This is a genomic window from Herminiimonas glaciei, from assembly GCF_042664955.1.
GTDB lineage: Bacteria > Pseudomonadota > Gammaproteobacteria > Burkholderiales > Burkholderiaceae_D > Oxalicibacterium > Oxalicibacterium glaciei.
This window is the reverse complement of sequence record NZ_JBHTBU010000002.1, coordinates 1,003,222-1,022,269: the sequence shown is the minus strand read 5'-3', so window position 1 is coordinate 1,022,269 and position 19,048 is coordinate 1,003,222. Positions and strand designations below refer to the sequence as shown.

Here is a 19,048-nt window from a genome sequence, read left to right as displayed (position 1 = left end):
CGGATAAAGAAACGAAAAATCAGCGCTGAAATGCGATATGACCGGCAACGATAGTGGTCTTCACCTGCCCCGCCAATTCATACCCGAGGAAAGGCGTATGTTTGCCCTGGCTCGCCAACACTTTGGCCGCCACGGTCCAACGCTGGTTCGGATCGAACAGGCAAATATCCGCAACGCTGCCGACTGCCAGCTGACCGGATGGCAAGCCGACTATGCGTGCCGCATCGGTAGTTACCTTCGCCACTGCACGCGACACTTGTTGCTTGCCGTCGACGCAATCTTCCGCCCACTTTAAAGCCAGTGACAAGAGCAATTCGAGGCCGGTTGCACCTGGCGATGCTTCGCCGAAAGGCAATAATTTTTCATCATCGTCGACCGGTGTATGGTCGGAACAAATCGCATCGATGGTGCCATCCAGCAAAGCATTCCGGATTGCATCACGATCACGCTGGCTGCGCAAAGGCGGCGTCAGGCGTGCGTTCGAATCGAAGAAACCGATATCGTTTTCAGTCAGGTGCACATGATGGGCGCCAACGTCACAGCTAACAGGCAAGCCTTCTTTCTTCGCCGCACGAACCAATTCCAGCCCGGCCGCAGTCGACATGCGGCACAGGTGGACGCGGGTACCGGTCACGCGTACCAGCTCCAGGATAGTATGCAAGGCGACTGTCTCTGCCATCACCGGCACGCCTGACAAGCCGAGACGCGAAGCGACCGGCCCACTGTGCGCAACGCCGGTGCGACCAAGGTGCGGGTCTTGCGGGCGCAACCAGACTGTGTATTCGAACGTCTTGGCATACTGCATGGCGCGCAGCATGACAGTGGTATCCAGGATCGGATTGTCGGCCTGTGAAAATCCGATGCAACCGGCTTCCGATAACTCGGCCATTTCGGTCAATGCTTCGCCTTTCAAACCAGCCGTCAAAGCACCAAGTGGATAGACGTGCGCCTGGTTCAGGGACTTGGCGCGATGCTTGAGCATTTCCACCAGGCCCGGCTCATCCAGTACCGGTTCGGTATCCGGTGGACAGACCAGGCTGGTCACGCCACCCTGCACTGCCGCCTGCATTTCCGATTCCAGTGTCGCTTTGTGTTCATAGCCCGGTTCGCGCAAACGTGCGCTCAGGTCGACCAGGCCGGGGGCGACGATCAAGCCGCTGGCATCAATCACCTTGCTGGCGACAAAGCCTTCCGGCGCCTTGCCTATGCCTGCGATTTTTCCTGCTGCAATATAGACGTCCTGTTGTGCATCGATGCCGTTGGCCGGATCGACGAGATGGCCGTTCTTGATATGAATTTTCATCTTTTTAATTTCCCGCCAAAATACTCATCACTGCCATCCGCACTGCAATACCGAAGGTCACTTGCGGCAAGATCACGGCTTGCGTACCGTCCGCTACCGCCGATTCAATTTCCACGCCACGATTCATCGGGCCCGGATGCATCACGATGGCGTCCGGCTTGGCCAACGCCAGGCGTTCCGTAGTCAGGCCGTAGCTCTTGAAAAACTCTTGCGCGGAAGGCAGCAGGGCACCACTCATGCGTTCATTCTGCAGACGCAACATGATGATCACATCGACGTCTTTCAAACCCTTGTTAATGTCGGTAAAGACGCGCACGCCCATTTGTTCGAGGCCGCTAGGCAGCAGCGTACGCGGGCCGATCGCACGGATTTCCGGCACGCCCAAGGTAGTCAGCGCATGGATATCGGAACGCGCGACGCGGCTGTGCAGGATGTCGCCGACGATCGCCACGGTCAGGTTGCTGAAATCTTTTTTGTAATGACGGATCGTGTACATATCGAGCAAACCCTGGGTCGGGTGTGCATGACGACCGTCACCGGCATTCACCACGTGTACATGCGATTGCGAGGTATCGCTCAAATGCTTGGCGATCAGGTACGGTGCGCCCGATTGCGCATGGCGCACGACGAACATATCGGCATGCATCGCCGACAGGTTATCGATGGTATCGAGCAACGATTCGCCTTTGCTCGAACTCGACGCCTGGATATTCAGGTTGATCACGTCTGCCGACAAACGTTTGGAAGCGATTTCGAAAGTGGTACGCGTGCGTGTCGAGTTTTCAAAGAAGAGGTTGAACACACTTTTACCGCGCATCAGCGGTACCTTCTTCACTTCCCGGTCACCGATACTGACGAAGGACGAAGCCGTGTCCAGTATGTGCAGGATATTCGCCTTGGGCAGGCCTTCGATGGTGAGCAAGTGTTGCAGCTCACCGTTTTTATTCAGTTGCGGATTAAACATGATCCACCGTCAGGGAAAAGCGGCCGTCATCGGCCCGTTGAAGTACCAGCGATTGCTCGCCTGGAATCGAAATGGTTTTTGCGACAAAATCTGCTGCGACCGGCAACTCACGGCCACCACGATCCGCCAGCGCAGCCAGCAGGATGCGGGCCGGACGACCGTAGTCGAACAATTCGTTGATCGCCGCACGGGTTGTGCGTCCGGTGTAGAGCACATCATCCACCAGCAGGATGGTCGCACCGTCGACATCAAATGGGATCTGGGTTGGCTTCACGTCAGGACGCAAACCTTTTTCCGAAAAATCGTCGCGATAAAAAGATACATCGATAAAGCCAAGGCGTTCAGTCAATTGCAACTCTTGCGCCAGGCGTTCCGCCAGCCAGGCGCCACCGGAATGGATGCCGACTATCGCGACATTTTCCGCATGTGCCAGTCCGGCTTTCACTTGTTGCGCCAGCACTTGGTACAAGGCTTCGGCGTCGAGTGCATTATCAGGATTCGGATTGGGTATAGTCATCGAAGTATTGTTGCAAGATGATTGCGGCAGCCTGATCATCGATCAGTTCACCGCGTTGATGAGAAATCACTGCGGATGAATAGCGTTCATCCACCAGCACCGTTGCCACGTTAAAACGTCCATGCAGCTGATTTGCGAAACGCCGGCAACGCACCGTCATTTCATGTTCTGCACCATCGGGGTGGCGCGGCAGGCCAACTATGCACAGTGTTGGTTGCCATTGCTGCACCAGCTCGGCGATCGCCGCAAATTTCGCGTCATTGGTCGCCGCACTGATGATCATCAGCGGTTGCGCCTGCTTTAACAATGTATTGCCAACCGCAACGCCTATGCGCTTCAGGCCAAAGTCGAAACCAAGTACGGTTTCCACTAGCCTGCCATCCCGTCACGCATGCCCGGCCTCGCCACTCAGCATCATCGGATCTATACCGAGCAATTTGATCGCTGCGACAAAGCGCTGCTCCAGCGGCAGGTCGAACAATACCGCCGGGTCGGCGCGTACCGTGAGCCAGCCATTGCGGGTAATTTCATCTTCCAGCTGGCCCGCCCCCCAACCGGCACAGCCGAGGCTGACCAGCAGGCGTTGCGGACCGGAACCGAGCGCGACCGCGGCCAGGATATCCTTGGACGTGGTCAGCGAAATTTCTTCGGTCACCGGCAAAGTCGATGAAAAGTCACCGCGCGGCGCATGCAGCACAAAACCGCGATCCGCCTGCACCGGACCGCCGTATAAAACCGGCGCGCGGTCCAGCATCGACAGTTCGGGCGCGATTTCCAGCGTCAGGTCGATGCGATTGAGCAAGACATCGACCGTCATATCGGTCGCTTTATTGATAATTACACCCAGCGCACCATTGGCGTTATGCTCACACAGGTACACTACGGTTCCACCAAAAACCGGATCAAGCATGGACGGCATGGCAATCAGGAAATGATCGGCCAGGTTCAGCGATTCGCGGGGTGGGGTATCGGGTGCTGCGGAAAAATCGAGGGAGTCCCAAGGTGAATCGGGATGTTCGGGGGATTTGCTAGTCTTACGTTGCTTCGGCATGCCGTTATTTTAGCAGTTTTAGCCGAAATCTCGCCTCCAAACCGCAGTCCGGGTCGATTTTGACCATATTTTTCATGTTTTTCCTTCAACCCTGAATTAAAGCCGCCCCTTCGATGCCGCAATTTGAAAAAACCCTGGTCTGGTTCCGCCGCGATTTGCGCAGTTTCGACCACGCCGCCCTGCACCATGCACTGCGGCAGAGCCGGCAAGTGTATTGCGCCTTTATTTTTGACCGTGCGATCTTGGGTACGCTACCAGCGAACGACCGGCGGGTCGAATTCATCCATGCCAGCTTGCTGGAACTGGATACCGCGCTACGCGAACTGGGCGGCGGGCTGATCGTGAGCCACGCGTGGGCCGAACAGGCGATTCCGCAACTGGCGGCCGAGCTGGGTGTGGATGCCGTGTTCTGCAATCATGATTACGAACCGCAGGCAATTGCACGCGATACCGCCGTGGCGACCGCGCTTGCCAGGGACGGACGCAAACTGCAGAGCTATAAAGACCATGTCATTTTCGAAAAAGACGAAGTCCTGTCACAGTCGGGAAAGCCGTTCTCCGTCTTCACGCCCTACAAGAATGCGTGGCTGAAAAAACTGCACACCGAACTGGCACCAACCGATATGCCGGCGTATGAAATCGACACGCTGCGTGCGCATTTCGCTCCATTGCAGGCAGCCCTTAGCGGTATCCCTGCGCTAAGCGAACTGGGTTTTGAAAAAACCAATTTAAGCGAATTGCATATCCCCACCGGCATGCAAGGCGGACAGGCGCTATTTGACGATTTCATTGATCGCATGCCCGACTATGACAGCACGCGTGACTTCCCTGCCGTCAAAGGGCCATCCTACCTGTCAGTGCACCTGCGCTTCGGAACTGTTTCGATACGCGCACTGGTGCGACGTGCGCTGGATGCGATGCGCATCGGTGCCGGGGGCACCGGTGCTGCTGTGTGGTTGTCGGAACTGGTGTGGCGCGACTTCTATTTCATGATCCTGTACCAGCATCCGCATGTACACGAGCGCGCATTCAAGCCCGACTACGACGCCATCGTCTGGGAAAGCGGACAGCACGCAATCGATCTGTTCCAGGCCTGGTGCGATGGCCTGACCGGGTATCCATTGGTAGACGCTGCAATGGCACAGTTAAACCAGACAGGCTATATGCATAATCGCCTGCGTATGGTCACGGCATCCTTCCTGATCAAGGACCTCGGCATAGACTGGCGTTGGGGCGAACGTTATTTCGCAGAAAAACTCAATGACTTCGACCTGTCGGCAAACAATGGCGGCTGGCAGTGGGCCTCGTCCTCCGGCTGCGATGCACAACCCTACTTCCGCATCTTCAATCCGCTCACGCAATCGGAAAAGTTTGATCCCGACGGCAAGTTCATACGTCGTTACCTGCCACAATTGAACAAGCTTTCAGGCAAGCAGATACATGCGCCATGGCGGGTACCGGCGCTGGAATTGCAAATGGCCGGCATCACGCTGGGACGTGACTACCCACACCCCTTATTGCAACATGATGAAGCGCGAGCGCGCACCCTGCAGCGCTATGCGGTCGTGAAGAAAGTCTCGGCAGAAGACGGCAAGCCATAAAAAAATCCCGCACCTTGATGCGGGATTTTTTGTGGACGGCCATTGCTTAATTCAGGGTAGGTGCTTTTGCCACGAAACCGGCAATCAACTCCAGCAAGGCATCTTCCTGATAAGGTTTGCCCAGATATTCATTCACACCCAGCTCCATCGCATAGTTACGATGCTTGCTGGCAGTACGCGAGGTAATCATGATGATAGGAATATCGCGCGTGCGTTCATCGTCACGGATATTACGTGTCAAATCGAAACCATCCATGCGCGGCATTTCGATATCAACCAACATTACATCCGGCGTCACCGATTGCAAATGCTGCAAGGCATCGACGCCATCTTTCGCCAACACCACCTGATAACCTTCACGCGTCAACAAGCGTTGTGTAACACGACGCACGGTCAGCGAGTCGTCGACCACCATCACTATCGACTGTGTACGCAAGCCTTGTACCGGCGCGGCACTTTGCAGGTTCGAATCGGCCATCTCCGCTATCGCACCCATGCCATCCGGTGCATCGGATGGCGTCAGGCGTGGTGCACGGATATTATCCAGTGCGGCGCGCTGTGCCAAAGGAACCGGATTCAGGATCAGGACAATCTCGCCGGACCCCAGCACTGTCGCACCGGCTATCCCTATCATGCGTGACAGTTGCGGGCCGATATTCTTCACCACCACTTCGCGGTTGCCGAGGATTTCATCGACGTGCAGGGCGACACGTTCATTGCCGCTCTTCAGGATCAGCAAAGGTGAATACTGCTGTGTTACCGGCGCCACCTGCAAGTCGCCCAGCAAGCTGGACAGATAATGCATAGGCACACGTTGCGATTGCCACATCACCGCACCTTCGTTATAGGCGGCGGCGAGCGGACCGGTTTTCAATTGTTGCACCTGCTCCACCAGTACCGAAGGAATCGCGTAAGTCTTGCCACCAGTGGAAAGCAACACGACTTGTGTCACTGCCAGCGTCAGCGGCAAATGGATCGTGAAATTCGCACCCTTGCCGGCTTCCGAAGCAATCGCGACACGACCACCGAGTGACGCTGCTTCCGAACGCACCACGTCCATGCCGATGCCGCGTCCGGCCAGCTCGGTGATTTCTTCTGCAGTGGAAAAACCCGGATGGAAAATCAGGTCAGTCGTTTCCGCATCTGACAAGGCCATGTCTGCGGTCAGCAAGCCGCTGCTGAGCGCCTTGTTGCGGATATTGTCGAGATTCAAACCCTGGCCATCGTCAGAGAAATGAATCACAACTTCATTACCTTCCTGGCGGATCTCTATGCGCAACTCGCCAGTTTCATTCTTGCCCGCAGCCTGCCGTTTCTCGCGCGACTCGATGCCATGCACAATCGCATTACGCAATAAATGCTCGAATGGCCCCGCCATTTTCTCCAGCACGCCGCGATCAATTTCGACTGCACTACCGCGGATATCGAGGTTGACGCGTTTATCGGTTTCCTTCGAAGCCTGGCGTGTCACGCGGAACAGGCGTTCCGAAATACTGGCAAACTGCACCATGCGCACGCGCATCAAATCCTGCTGCAAATCACGCGTCAGGCGCGCTTGCGTCGTCAGGTCGGTGCTGGCGCTATCGATGGTACGGCTCAGGTTTTGCTGCACCGAACCGACGTCATTCACACTTTCCGCCATCATGCGTGTGAGTTCCTGCAAGCGCGTAAAGCGATCGAACTCCAGCGGATCAAATTCACGGTCGGCGGAAATACCCATGCGCGATGTGATTTGCGATTCAGCCTGCATTTCAATCTCACGCAATTGCTCGCGCAAACGCACCACGTTTTCCGACAACTCGCCCATGGACTGACGCAAGGTACCGACTTCGGTTTCCAGCTTGGAACGCGAGATCGATACTTCACCGGCCTGGTTGACCAGGCGATCCAGGATATCGGCCCGGACCCGGACCAGTGGTGCGGCGGCGGTAGCAGCCAGCGCACCGGCTTGCGGAACTATAGGTGCCAACTTGTTCGGTGTGACCGGCATCGCGCTGTGTATCTGCGGCAATTCCGTTTTCGCGGCGACACTCCCAGCCTTGGTGTCACTTGCCGACACTGCTGGCTTATTCGTATTTTGCAATTGCTCGAACAGATACAAACCCTGATCGTAACGCGCCAGCAAATCTTCCAGCGCGGCACCGGAAGGATGGCCTGCATGGGTAATATTTTCAATGCGGGTTTCCATCTCGTGCATATGCTGGCCGAGCGACATCGCACCTGCCATACGCGCACTACCCTTGACCGTGTGCAACAGGCGCGACAGCGATTGCGGCAATAAGGTATTACCCAGGTCTTGCTGCCAGGCCCGCAAGGCCTGCCCCATCTGCGGCAACATATCGCGACCTTCTTCTATAAAGACCGGCAACAAATCGGTATCGATTTCATCGCGGATCAATAAGGAAGGATCGCTTAACTCTTCATCCAGCTGCGGATACACCGGTTCGGCAAAAGGTGCAGTCGTCGCCAGGCTGTCCGCATGCACCAGTGGCGACTGGCTGCTATCTGGCACGGCCGGCATAGCCTCTTCCGGCTGTTCTGCCAAGGTCGCACTTTCGGGCGCATGTACCGGCAATGGCACTTCTTCCGGTTCAATATATTCTGGCGGCGGCACTAGGCTGGAACGCAAACCGGAACGGGCTTCAAAGTCTTCCGGCATGGCCTGCAGAATGGCAACTTGCTCCGGCTCGGCATCCGGCATTTCACCGAGGGCGAACATTTGCAACATGAAGCGGATGCGGCCTACCGCATGTTCGAGCGCATCGTATTCCGACACCAGCAATTTGACCGGCTTGCGCGCCAGGTATTGCAATACATTTTCCAGCGCGTATGCAATTTCCTGCAAAGGCCGGAAGCCGACCGTGGCAGAGCTGCCCGCCAGCGAATGCGCGGCATGCACGACTTGTGTATTGACCTGGCGATCAGGTTCGTGGCGCCATTCACCGATGTCCTGCGACAGGAAGCGTACCAACTCATCGGTTTCCGCCAGATAAATATTGTGCAAGGGCAAACTGATTTCCAGATCACCTATGTACTTGATGTTGTCATCTGTTTTAAGCGGAGTCGGCTTATTCGGGAAATCGATGACATCGGCAATCTGCAGATGATCGAACTCGCCGGCCGGCTTGCCCGGCTTCATCGTAGTCTCAGGCGCAGCATCGAATTGACGGAATTGCGCCAACTCTTCATCGCTCAATTCCAGTTCTTCGGCTTCAGCAACAGCCGGACTTTCTTCTGCAGCGGCTTCGGCAGTGACTTCCGCTTCGCTGGCCGCACCATCCGATGAAGCCGTGTCGGCAGCTACCAGTGGAGCAACAGATTCATCTGCGGCATCGTAGTAAAAACCGGCATTGTTTTTAACGCGTTCTGCCGCATTGATCAAAGCCAGGCCGACCCGATCCGAGCGACCTTGCGTTTGCAAATCATGGACCCAGGCATCCAGTACCTGCGTCGCGTTTTCCAGCAGCGCATACAAATCAGGATCGCCGCCGCGGGTTTCCGAAAGGCGCAAATTCAAGACCTGCTCGACACTCCACGCGGTTTCACCAAAGGCCAGCAAGCCGACCATGCGGCCACTACCTTTGAGCGTATGGAAAGAACGACGCAAGGTTGTCAGGTATTCCTGGTTATGCGGCGCGTTGCGCGATTCCGGTGTCGTCTGTTTGACGCAATCGAGTACTTCGACCGCTTCCGACAGGAAAATTTCCAGTAGCTCGGCATCGATCGCTTCATCGCTGACCGGGGTCGCGCGCGGCTCTTCCTCTTCCACGTGTACTACCGGTTTGACTTGCGCAGCGGCAGCCAGTGCGACGTCTTCCATTGCATCCTGTGACGCAACGAAAGCCGGATGTTCCAGCATATCGATCACGGCACGCGCACGATCATTGGCTTCCGGATTATCAACCAGGGTCGCATCCAGCCTGACCTGCTCCAGCGATTCGCGCAATTGTTCCTGCAACAGGGAATTGTCCGGCTCGGCCAGCAAGGACATGGCCAGCTCTTCCGACTGCTTTTGGTGATAAGCGAGTTCAGCTTCAACCGTAGGCAAATCAGGGGCGTCGAAAGCACGATCGGCCGGCACCATTTCATCCGCATCCGGTATCGGTGTCAGCGCGACATCGAGGGCGGCATCCGCTGTTGCGTGATTTTTCTCGGTCAGGCGGGCATGGAATACGCCCAGCTTCGGATCAAACGAAAAGCGATTCTGTACGCCGTCCGGGTGCAGTTGCAGCGTCTCGATAAAGAAACTCAGCGCGCCGACGTTTTGCGCGACCTGCTCGAATTCCTGCACATAAGGTTCTTCTTCCGCATCGATAAAGCGACGCACCGCGGCTTGCGTATGTTGTACAGCCTGCACCGCATCATCCTGCTCCAGCACGGCCAGCGCGCCACTGATTTGATACAGGATGGCATCGATATCGGCCAGGCCGGCACGTTGCGTCGTATCGCGGAAATATTCGTCAAGCAGCTTTTCCACCTGGCGCAAGCTGGATTGCATTTCTCCTGCCAGCGCGCTCATGGTCTGGCGCTCCTGCGCTTCACGCGACATATCATCCAGCCACGGCGCCGATTGGGCCAGCTGTTCACCGGAAACCGCCGACAACAGACGCGCCGTTACCGCATCCGCACGTTCCGCAAAGTCTTCCGACAAATGGCCGATTTGCTGCAAGGCGTTTTCAACGAACAAAAGGCTGGTGGCAATCTCCAGGCTCAGGCTATCACCCGGTTGAGAATGCGCCGCATGGCGGGCGATGCCGCCCAGTTCACGCAACAATTTGGCCAGCGCCGGGGCATTCAGGCGGGCACCGGCTTCGGCCAGGCTGCCCATTTCTTTTTCAAAGACCGGCGCGACGCCGGCATCGCCAGTCGCAATCCGGTTCCATAGATTCTTCGCCTGCGCCAGGCGTTCCTTCGCCTGCGTCAAAGCCTGTGCATCAATCTGCCCGTAGCGCTTTTTCTCGTAATCAGCCGGGACGACGCCATCAAGCTGATAGGCGGTACGGATTTGTTGCACCACCGGCGACGGATCTTCCACCTTGGCGATAAAGAACAAGGCATCGCGCAACAATCTTTCGGTGATGCTGGACGAGCCTTCGCTCAGTCGACGGATCTGCAGGTTAATACGCGCAAACAATTGTTTGACGTAGAGTTCATTCGGCACCTGTCCGCCGGCGACCGCTTCGGCAAAGCCGCGCATGACCCACCAGAAGCTGCGTCCCTGTTGCGTATTTTGTGCCTGCTCAACGCGCAGGATGATGTCGCGCATCGCTTGTGCACTGGCGATGGCGGAACCGTCAGCGGCGTTTTTCAGGAATAGCAGGAGCGCGCGTTCGAAACGCTTGCGCAATGAAACGTAATCATCGTGCGACAACTTGATGGAAGCTGACGGTAATTGCGGACGGATTGCCAGGTTCGGGAAAAACAGATCGGCCGGATGGATACGTTCTGCTCCACGCACCTGCAATAGCGCACGATAGTAAGGGAACAGGCGTACCGGTTGATGCGGCACACCGGCCAGCAATTCTTCCAGGTACTCGAGCAAGGCCTGGTAGGCGTGCGTAATCGCCTGGACACTTCCCTCTTCCAGTTGCAGTTGGCCCGACTCGAAGCGGTCGAATAAATCTTCTACGGTTTCGGTAATGATGACAACGCCGTCGACATCGACCATTTGCAAGGCGCCGTGCGCCTGATGCAAGTAGGCCTTGGCGTGGCGCATGGTGGTCGAGCTGGTTTCTGCATCCTGCATCAATGCTTCGCCCAGCGCGATTTTTGAACGCGTCAGCGCTCCGCTGATTTCACCGATCACCCATGACAAGGGGCCGGTATCGAAGTGTTCCCTGCTGCCTTGCGACAAAGGGGAGGAAGGGGTATTCATGACTGCCTCGCGGTGCGGTGGTGATCAACCCTGTGGTCGATCACCGCAATTGCTGTTGGGCCTAAGCCTCTGCAAGCCTGCAATAAACTGATATCAAGCCGTGACGCGGAAACGTGACACCGAGTTTTTCAATTCTTCGGCCAGTTTCGACAATTCGCGAATCGAATGCGCAGTCTGCTGCGTACCTTCCTGCGTTTGCTCGGTCACCGTCAAAATACCCTGGATGTTCTGCGCCACGCCGTTGGCCGAAGTTGCCTGCTGTTCGGTCGCGGACGAAATGCCCTGAATCAGTTCCGCCAGTCGGTTCGACACGCGCCGGATATCGGACAGCGCCGCACCGGCCGCATCTGACAGCTTGGCACCTTCGACCACACCCTGCGTCGATTTTTCCATCGCCGCTACCGCATCGTGGGTATCGGTTTGAATCGTACGTACCAGCGCACCGATCTGCTTGGTCGCTTCACCGGAACGTTCCGCCAGTCGCTGCACCTCTTCCGCCACCACCGAGAAGCCACGTCCTGCTTCACCTGCGGATGCAGCCTGGATCGCGGCATTCAGCGCCAGTACGTTGGTCTGTTCGGTAATATCGGAAATCAGTTCGGTGATCTCGCCAATCTCTTGCGACGATTCACCGAGGCGTTTGATTCGTTTCGAGGTTTCCTGGATTTGTTCGCGGATCTCGTTCATGCCCTTGATCGCGTTTTCCACCGCGCGCGAACCTTCTTCCGCCGCCGTCACAGACTGACGCGCAACTTCGGCTGATTCATTGGCTGATTTGGAAACGTCGGTAATCTGTACCGCCATATCCAATACCGCCTGACCGGTTTCCTGAATATCGCGCGATTGTTTTTGCGATGCTTCCAGCAACTCGGTCGAAATGTTCTGTGCCTGGGTCGAAGCCGAAGTAACCTGTTCCGCAGTGTTGGTCACCCGTCCTACCAGCCCGCGCAACTCTTCCACCGTATAGTTAACCGAGTCGGCAATCGCGCCGGTAATGTCTTCCGACACCGTCGCCTGCACCGTCAAGTCACCATCGGCCACTTCCTGCAATTCATTCATCAGGCGCAAAATCGCGGCCTGGTTTTGATCGTTGGCCTGCTTCGCTTCTTCTTCCTGCTTCTGCGCTTCCAGACGCTGGCCCTCAGCTTCGAGACGACGCGCATCCGCTTCCTTGGTACGGTTGCGGCTGTCCTGCAACAGCACCAGCGCAATACCTGCCGCCGACAACAGCGCAGCCAATACACTCAAAAGCATCAACCAGAATGGCAGCGTCAGCGAATCCTGCTCATTGCGATAGCTTTGTTGCAGCTCGGTCAAACGCTGTTTCAGTGCTTCGTTTTCCTTAAAGATCAATTCCTCGGCCTGCTTCGCCGAGATAAAGTTTTGCAGGTTGCCGAGAATCAGTGCAATCGATTTTTGATATTCATTGAAGTTCGCCTGCAATTCGAGCAGCTTGTCGCGGGTATCAGGTTCCGTGGTTTTGCTCAGGCGCAGCGCCTCGCTACCATTGATGAAACCTTCGACGATTTCGCGGAAGGTATTGGTATCTTTACCCAGCAAGAATGCGGTTTCCGGGTTCACACCCTCGGAGCTCAAGAATTCGTTCGCGCTACGTGCCAGGCGTTGCGTCAACATGACCAGCTGGCCGGCTGCCGCTGTTTCACGCGGTGAAGCACCGCCTTGCGCTTTCAATGTCGAAATCTGTTCGGTCAATTCCAGCAAGTTAGGCGAAATGCCATTCAATATCTGCAAAGTCGTACCGAAGCCGGTCAGTTCTTTTTCCAGCTTCAGGATGGTTGCCGCAGCCTTGTCAGTACCAGTCCACAGTTTTTGCGTTTCTTTCAGCATCGCATCCATCTGTGCATCCGGCGGGCTGATATTACGCCCCTGGTACACACCACCCTTGGACAGGATGGCCAGGTCGTTATTGAATTCCTTGCGGCTGTCGGCCAATTGCTTGAACGCTTCCTTATTACCCTGAATCGCATTCGGTGTTGCCTTACCTACCCGTTGCGAGTGCATCAGCGCGTCACCGGCGATCTGGGTCTGGGTCGAGGTCAAAGCGGAGTAGTCGGCGTTCAGCCAGACGAAAACCGCACCGAGTGCCAGCGAGCTGCCGAGTGCGATCAGCAGGATACGAACCTGTTGTTGCAGTGGCAGCTTGCCGATCAGCGGCAGGCTGATATCACCACTCTTTTGCAGTACGTCGCCGATATAGGTCGCGTTCGGATTGATATGGGCGCGCGTATTCGTAATGGTAGTGGGCGCAGCAATCGCTGCTACACCGTCCTCAGTTGGCACAGCATTATTGGCATCATCGCCTTGCGCAGCCGTCTCTTTTTTACGTTGGGAAAAGAGCGGTAAATTAAACGCCATACTGATTCTCCTGATTCTCTATTGATGAAGCACCCGAACTATCGTTTCGAGGCTACAGGCCGACCTGCAAAAATTGGGGATTTTGTATAACCGAGGAAAGATCAAGTTCAGTCCAGACTTGCGACTCTTGATCGAGGTAGCGCTTGCTGGCCCAGGGGGCGGCAGCATCGGCGTCGTCGGCATGCACTTGCATTTCTGCCACATTGCGCAAACCCAGGACACGCGACACCAGCAGGCCGCTATTAAATGCCAGCGCCGGACCGAAGGCCACGATGCGGCTGTCTTTCTCTATATTGGTAGCGGGCAAACCCTGGAACCGCGCGAAGTCGATCACGCTGATCAGGTTGCCGCGGATATTGCTCAAGCCGAGGAACCATGGCTGCGTCAGCGGCACCGGTGTAATGGTGCCGACCGCCACGATTTCGCCTGCGGTTTGCAGATTCAATAGCCAGCGCTGCTCGCCTATCAGCACGCCGAGTTGGTTGACGCGTGTATCGGCACCGCTGCGCGCGGTTTGCATGCGTTCGACCAGTTGTGCCTGGAATTCGCGCAAACGCGTACGCCGCGCGGTGATATCCGATTTCGGGGATGCAATATCCGTTTGAAAATCCGACGTAGGCTGGCTCATGAGGAGCTACTTATCCGAGTGCGGCAATTTTGGATAGCAGTTCAGCCGGATCCACTGGTTTGACGATGTAATCGCGTGCGCCCTGGCGTAAGCCCCAGATGCGGTCGGTTTCCTGGCCTTTGCTGGTACAGATAATGATAGGCACGTCCTGGGTTTCCGGATCGCGCGTGATGGAACGTGTTACCTGGAAACCGTTCTGGCCCGGCATGACGATATCCATCAGGATCAGTTGCGGCTTGTCAGCCTTGATTTTCAACAGCGCTTCTTCACCATTCTCTGCGGTAGAGACAGAAAAACCTCTTTTGATCAGGATATCTGTGAGGAAGTAACGTTCAGTCGGTGAGTCGTCTACGACAAGAATTTTTTGAATAGCCATCTGAAACCTTTAGATCGAATTTACTTTGCGACTGCCTCGAGCGCGTGTTCGCGCACGGTTTTAAGCAGGCTGTCTTTTGTGAATGGCTTGGTGAGGTAGGCGTCGGAGCCGACCATCGCGCCACGCGCACGGTCGAATAAACCATCCTTGGATGACAGCATAATGACCGGCGTTGAATGAAATTTCGCACTTTTCTTGATCAGTGCACAGGTTTGATAACCGTCGAGACGCGGCATCAGGATATCGCAGAAGATCAGCGCAGGCTTGTGATCATTCATCTTGGCAAGCGCATCAAAGCCGTCGTCCGCCAGCACGACCTTATAACCAGCCTGACCCAGGAATATCTCGGCTGACCGACGAATAGTGCTGCTATCGTCGATCACCATGATTCTCATATCCGCATTATCCAGCGCTATTGTCATGATTCGTCTCGTTGAACTGTGTCAACAATATACGGCTCATCCGTAACAAAAAGCAAGATTCTTTAACCCAACATTGGGACCTGCATCGACGCTCGTGGTTTTTAAACAAAAATTGCCGAAGTCGCAACGCTGGGAATGCAGGATTACTTGATTAGATCGCCACCATTTCAAAATCTTCCTTGCGCGCGCCGCACTCCGGACAGGTCCAGTTCATAGGCACATCGGCCCAGCGCGTACCAGGCGCGATGCCTTCTTCCGGCAAACCGGCGGCTTCGTCGTAAATCCAACCGCAGATCAGGCACATCCAGGTTTGGAATTGTTCGTTCGATGTTTCGTTATTGCTCACGTCTGACAGCCCTTCAAGTTAAAATGCATAGTCAGCTATCTTAATATACCCGCCGTGCAAAACCAAACTTCTCCGCTTATATTAACCTTTGGCCCCACCGATCCGGTCGGCGCCGTTGGTATTCAGGCTGATCTGGCCTCGTTTGCCGCCATGGGTTGCCACGGCCTGTCAGTGATAACCTCCCTATTCATAGGCGATACCGCCCGCATCGAAGATACACAAATCATCGATTCCGACTGGGTCGCCGACCAAGCGCGCGTGATCCTCGAGGATATGCCGGTCGCCGCTTTCAAGGTCGGCGCCGTCGGCAGCATAGAAAACGTCTCGGCCATTGCCGAAATCGTGTCCGATTATCCGGATATCCCGCTGATCTTCGATCCTTTCCTGTCCGCGCTGCCCGATCAGGGGCCGGATGGTGAAGACATGTTGATGGCGACGCGTGAATTGCTGATCCCGCAAACCACCGTCCTCATCCTGTCCACCGTCGAACTGGCACGCATGGCCGAAACCTGGCGCGAGCCGTCGGAAGAAGACATGATGGCGGTCGATGCGATGCGCCTGATCGAAATGGGTTGCGAGTATGTATTCGTCACCGGCACGCCGTCCGACCTCACCGATGTCGCCAATACCCTGTTCGATGAAAGCGGCGTAATCCGCCACGACAACTGGCAACGCATCTCCGGCTCCTATAGTGGTGCCGGCGGTACTTTGGCAGCAACGATCGCCGCGCTGCTGGCGAATGGCATCGATGTGCCGGAAGCGGTATTTGAAGCACAGGAATTCACGATCGCCTCTATCGCCAATGCGCAACGCCTGGGTATGGGCAAGCTGGTGCTGGATCGCTATTTCTGGGCGCGCGAGTTCGATGAACACATCGATATCCTGCCGCCGCCAATACAATAATTATTTTTCACCGCACTTTTCTTACGGTTCCCGCATGTCATCCAAGAACGATCAACTCTTCGCCCGCGCACAACTCAGTACGCCGGGCGGCGTCAACTCGCCGGTACGCGCGTTCCGCTCGGTCGGCGGCACGCCACGTTTCATCACCAAAGCCGAAGGCCCTTACTTCTGGGATGCCGACGACCGGCGCTATATCGATTACATCGGTTCCTGGGGGCCGGCCATCGTCGGCCATGCGCATCCGGATGTGGTCAAGGCGGTGCAGGAAGCGGCAACCCGCGGCCTGAGTTTTGGCGCACCGACCGAAGCTGAAATTGAAATGGCGGAACTGATCTGCCGCCTGGTGCCTTCGATTGAACAGGTGCGCCTGGTGTCCAGCGGTACCGAAGCGGCGATGAGCGCCTTACGCCTGGCGCGTGGTGCGACCGGCCGCGACAAGATCATCAAATTCGAAGGCTGTTATCACGGCCACGCCGATTCCTTGCTGGTGAAAGCCGGCAGCGGCTTGCTGACCTTCGGCAACCCGACTTCGGCTGGCGTACCGGAAGATTTTGCCAAGCACACACTGGTGCTCGATTACAACGATCCGCAGCAACTGGAAAACGTGTTCAAGGAAATGGGCGACTCCATTGCCTGCGTCATCGTGGAACCGGTCGCCGGCAATATGAATTTGCTGCCGGCCACGCCGGAGTTCCTGCACACCATGCGCCGCGTCTGTACGCAATACGGTGCGGTGATGATCCTCGATGAAGTAATGTCCGGTTTCCGTGTCGCCCTCGGCGGTGCGCAATCGTTATCCGGCATCACACCAGACCTGACCGTACTCGGCAAAGTGATCGGTGGTGGCTTGCCGGTCGCCGCCTTCGGTGGTCGTGCCGACATCATGCGTCACCTGGCACCTTTAGGTGGTGTGTACCAGGCCGGCACCTTGTCCGGCAATCCGGTCACTGTGGCTGCCGGTATGGCAACGCTGAAACTGATACAGGCGCCGGGCTTCTATGAAAACCTGACAGCACAAAGCGCCAAGCTGGTACAAGGCTTCAGCACGGCTGCACGCGAAGCGGACATCGCCTTCTGCGCCAACTCGGTAGGCGGTATGTTCGGTTTGTATTTTGCGACTGAAGTGCCGGTGTCCTACGACACCATGATGAAGTGCGACAAAACACGCTTCAACGCCTTCTTCCATGCGATGCTGGACGCCGGTGTCTATCTCGCGCCGTCTGCATTTGAAGCGGGATTTGTATCAGCCCAGCATGATGATGCCGTCATCGACAGCAGTATCAAGGCAGCGCGCGCCGCGTTTGCCCAACTGGCGGACGATTGCGACGATTGATGGAAGGCGGGATCCCACGCACCAAGTGATGCGTGGGGTGTTTTATTTCAGCCAGCCGCGGCGACGGAAATACCAGAATGGGGTAACCGCAGACGCAATCATTAATACGATGGCCAATGGATAACCCAGCGACCAATCCAGTTCCGGCATGAGCCTGAAGTTCATCCCGTAAATGCTGGCGATCAGCGTCGGTGGCAGGAAAGCGACCGAAGCAACCGAGAAAATCTTGATGATTTTGTTCTGGTTAATGTTAATGAAACCGACCGTTGCATCCATCAAGAAGTTGATCTTGTCGAACAGGAAAGCGGTGTGGCCATCCAGTGATTCGATATCGCGCATAATCTGGCGCGCTTCTTCAAACTGCTCCGCATTCAATAAACGGCCACGCATCAGGAAGCTGACCGCGCGCCGGGTATCCATCATATTGCGACGGATACGTCCGTTCAAATCCTCTTCATGCGCAATCGCATTCAGTGCGACTGCCGCATCCTGATCGCTCAGCTCTTCCTGCAATACGCTGCGGCTGACCTCATCCAGGCTTTGATAAACGCCTTCCAGCGCATCCGCCGAATACTCGGCATCAGTCGCGTACAGGTCGAGCAAGACATCCTTGTAATCGGCGATCGAACCGGGACGCGAGCGCGCACGCATGCGCACCAGGCGGAAAATAGGCAAATCTTCAGGATGTACGGAAAACAGGATGTCGCGCGCCAGGATGAAAGCCACCGTCACAACACGTGATGGACCATCATCTTCTTCGAGCAGGAAATCGGTGCGCAGGTGCAGGTCGCCATTCTCACCTTCGTAGTAACGTGCCGAAGCTTCGATGTCCTTGACATCATCCTCACCCGGCAAGGTCACGCCATAAATACTTTTGACCCACGCACGCTCATCGTCGTTCGGGTCGGTCAGGTCTACCCATACCGGCGTAGCCTTTTCCAGATCCTCGCGCGTGTCGATATTGATCTGGTTCAGTCGGCCATTTTGCAATACAAATACATTGATCATTAGCTCTCCCTGTCGCGCCGGAAACATCAATTTGATTGATGAAACACACAACATATGCTGCAGCGCCAACTCTGCAGTTTATTAACTTTTTTGAGGGAACGCGGCCATGCAACAAACTTTACAGGCCAGGACGCGACCACTCACCGAATCCGGCGAGAGACGCTTAAGGAAGGTGATCGCTAAAGCACTATCTCGCGGAATGACCGTCGCAAGACGGCGGACAACTATAAGTAGGACTACCCAATTCAGGGCTCCGGAAACGAAAACAGCGCAAGTGTACTGATAAGTGCTACGCCTAGCAAGCCGCGAATAGCGCACTGCAGCATTTTTACCGCAAGGACATCC

15 protein-coding genes are annotated in these 19,048 nt (G+C 56.0%); 3 read left to right on the top strand and 12 right to left on the bottom strand.

Annotated elements, in window-relative coordinates; all coding sequences use genetic code 11:
• Positions 1-19: 19 nt before the first annotated feature.
• Genes ACFQPC_RS15760 through ACFQPC_RS15740 form a run of 5 tightly spaced genes read right to left on the bottom strand, consistent with a single transcriptional unit; the run spans position 20 to position 3,835 of the window.
• A complete protein-coding gene (locus ACFQPC_RS15760) occupies positions 20-1,303 on the bottom strand; it encodes a dihydroorotase (RefSeq protein WP_382272791.1) in 1,284 nt (427 codons plus the stop codon).
• A gap of 4 nt (positions 1,304-1,307) precedes the next feature.
• The gene (locus ACFQPC_RS15755; protein WP_012080796.1) at positions 1,308-2,267 is read right to left on the bottom strand and encodes an aspartate carbamoyltransferase catalytic subunit; all 960 of its coding nucleotides are present in this window, start codon (positions 2,265-2,267) and stop codon (positions 1,308-1,310) included.
• Positions 2,260-2,784, bottom strand: coding sequence for a bifunctional pyr operon transcriptional regulator/uracil phosphoribosyltransferase PyrR (gene pyrR, locus ACFQPC_RS15750; RefSeq protein WP_382272790.1), 525 nt, complete (start codon positions 2,782-2,784; stop codon positions 2,260-2,262). The genes ACFQPC_RS15755 and pyrR overlap by 8 nt, the downstream gene beginning before the upstream one ends.
• Positions 2,759-3,154 carry a Holliday junction resolvase RuvX gene (ruvX, locus tag ACFQPC_RS15745; RefSeq protein WP_382272789.1) on the bottom strand — a complete coding sequence of 132 codons (396 nt, stop codon included), beginning with the start codon at positions 3,152-3,154 and terminating at the stop codon, positions 2,759-2,761. Before ruvX ends, pyrR begins: the two co-directional genes overlap by 26 nt.
• A 15-nt stretch (positions 3,155-3,169) precedes the next feature.
• Positions 3,170-3,835 (bottom strand): YqgE/AlgH family protein, encoded by a 666-nt coding sequence (locus tag ACFQPC_RS15740; RefSeq protein WP_382272788.1) that lies wholly within the window; start codon positions 3,833-3,835, stop codon positions 3,170-3,172.
• Positions 3,836-3,948: 113 nt separating this feature from the next.
• Here ACFQPC_RS15740 and ACFQPC_RS15735 point away from each other — a divergent pair, with 113 nt between their 5' ends.
• Positions 3,949-5,436, top strand: a complete 1,488-nt coding sequence (locus ACFQPC_RS15735) for a cryptochrome/photolyase family protein (RefSeq protein WP_382272787.1) — start codon at positions 3,949-3,951, stop codon at positions 5,434-5,436.
• A gap of 46 nt (positions 5,437-5,482) precedes the next feature.
• On the opposite strand, the gene ACFQPC_RS15730 is transcribed toward ACFQPC_RS15735, so the two are convergent.
• From ACFQPC_RS15730 to ACFQPC_RS15705, 6 genes are all read right to left on the bottom strand, one after another.
• On the bottom strand, positions 5,483-11,311 hold the full coding sequence (locus tag ACFQPC_RS15730) for a hybrid sensor histidine kinase/response regulator (RefSeq protein ID WP_382272786.1): 5,829 nt from the start codon (positions 11,309-11,311) through the stop codon (positions 5,483-5,485).
• A gap of 93 nt (positions 11,312-11,404) precedes the next feature.
• Complete coding sequence (locus tag ACFQPC_RS15725; RefSeq protein WP_382272785.1) at positions 11,405-13,687, bottom strand: methyl-accepting chemotaxis protein; 2,283 nt, start codon at positions 13,685-13,687, stop codon at positions 11,405-11,407.
• 52 nt (positions 13,688-13,739) lie between these two features.
• A complete protein-coding gene (locus ACFQPC_RS15720) occupies positions 13,740-14,315 on the bottom strand; it encodes a chemotaxis protein CheW (protein ID WP_382272784.1) in 576 nt (191 codons plus the stop codon).
• Between the two features lie 10 nt (positions 14,316-14,325).
• Positions 14,326-14,691 carry a response regulator transcription factor gene (locus ACFQPC_RS15715; RefSeq protein ID WP_012080804.1) on the bottom strand — a complete coding sequence of 122 codons (366 nt, stop codon included), beginning with the start codon at positions 14,689-14,691 and terminating at the stop codon, positions 14,326-14,328.
• A gap of 20 nt (positions 14,692-14,711) precedes the next feature.
• Positions 14,712-15,113, bottom strand: a complete 402-nt coding sequence (locus ACFQPC_RS15710) for a response regulator (protein WP_382272783.1) — start codon at positions 15,111-15,113, stop codon at positions 14,712-14,714.
• 151 nt (positions 15,114-15,264) lie between these two features.
• Positions 15,265-15,459: a rubredoxin gene (locus ACFQPC_RS15705; RefSeq protein WP_012080806.1), complete on the bottom strand. Its 195-nt coding sequence runs from the start codon at positions 15,457-15,459 to the stop codon at positions 15,265-15,267.
• A 54-nt stretch (positions 15,460-15,513) separates the two neighbouring features.
• Here ACFQPC_RS15705 and thiD point away from each other — a divergent pair, with 54 nt between their 5' ends.
• Entirely contained in the window at positions 15,514-16,362 is an 849-nt protein-coding gene (thiD, locus tag ACFQPC_RS15700) for a bifunctional hydroxymethylpyrimidine kinase/phosphomethylpyrimidine kinase (RefSeq protein ID WP_382272782.1), read from the top strand.
• A gap of 34 nt (positions 16,363-16,396) precedes the next feature.
• Entirely contained in the window at positions 16,397-17,695 is a 1,299-nt protein-coding gene (gene hemL, locus ACFQPC_RS15695) for a glutamate-1-semialdehyde 2,1-aminomutase (protein WP_382272781.1), read from the top strand.
• Positions 17,696-17,737: 42 nt separating this feature from the next.
• Here hemL and corA read toward each other — a convergent pair whose 3' ends face one another.
• Positions 17,738-18,703, bottom strand: a complete 966-nt coding sequence (corA, locus tag ACFQPC_RS15690; protein WP_382272780.1) for a magnesium/cobalt transporter CorA — start codon at positions 18,701-18,703, stop codon at positions 17,738-17,740.
• Between the last annotated feature and the right edge of the window lie 345 nt (positions 18,704-19,048).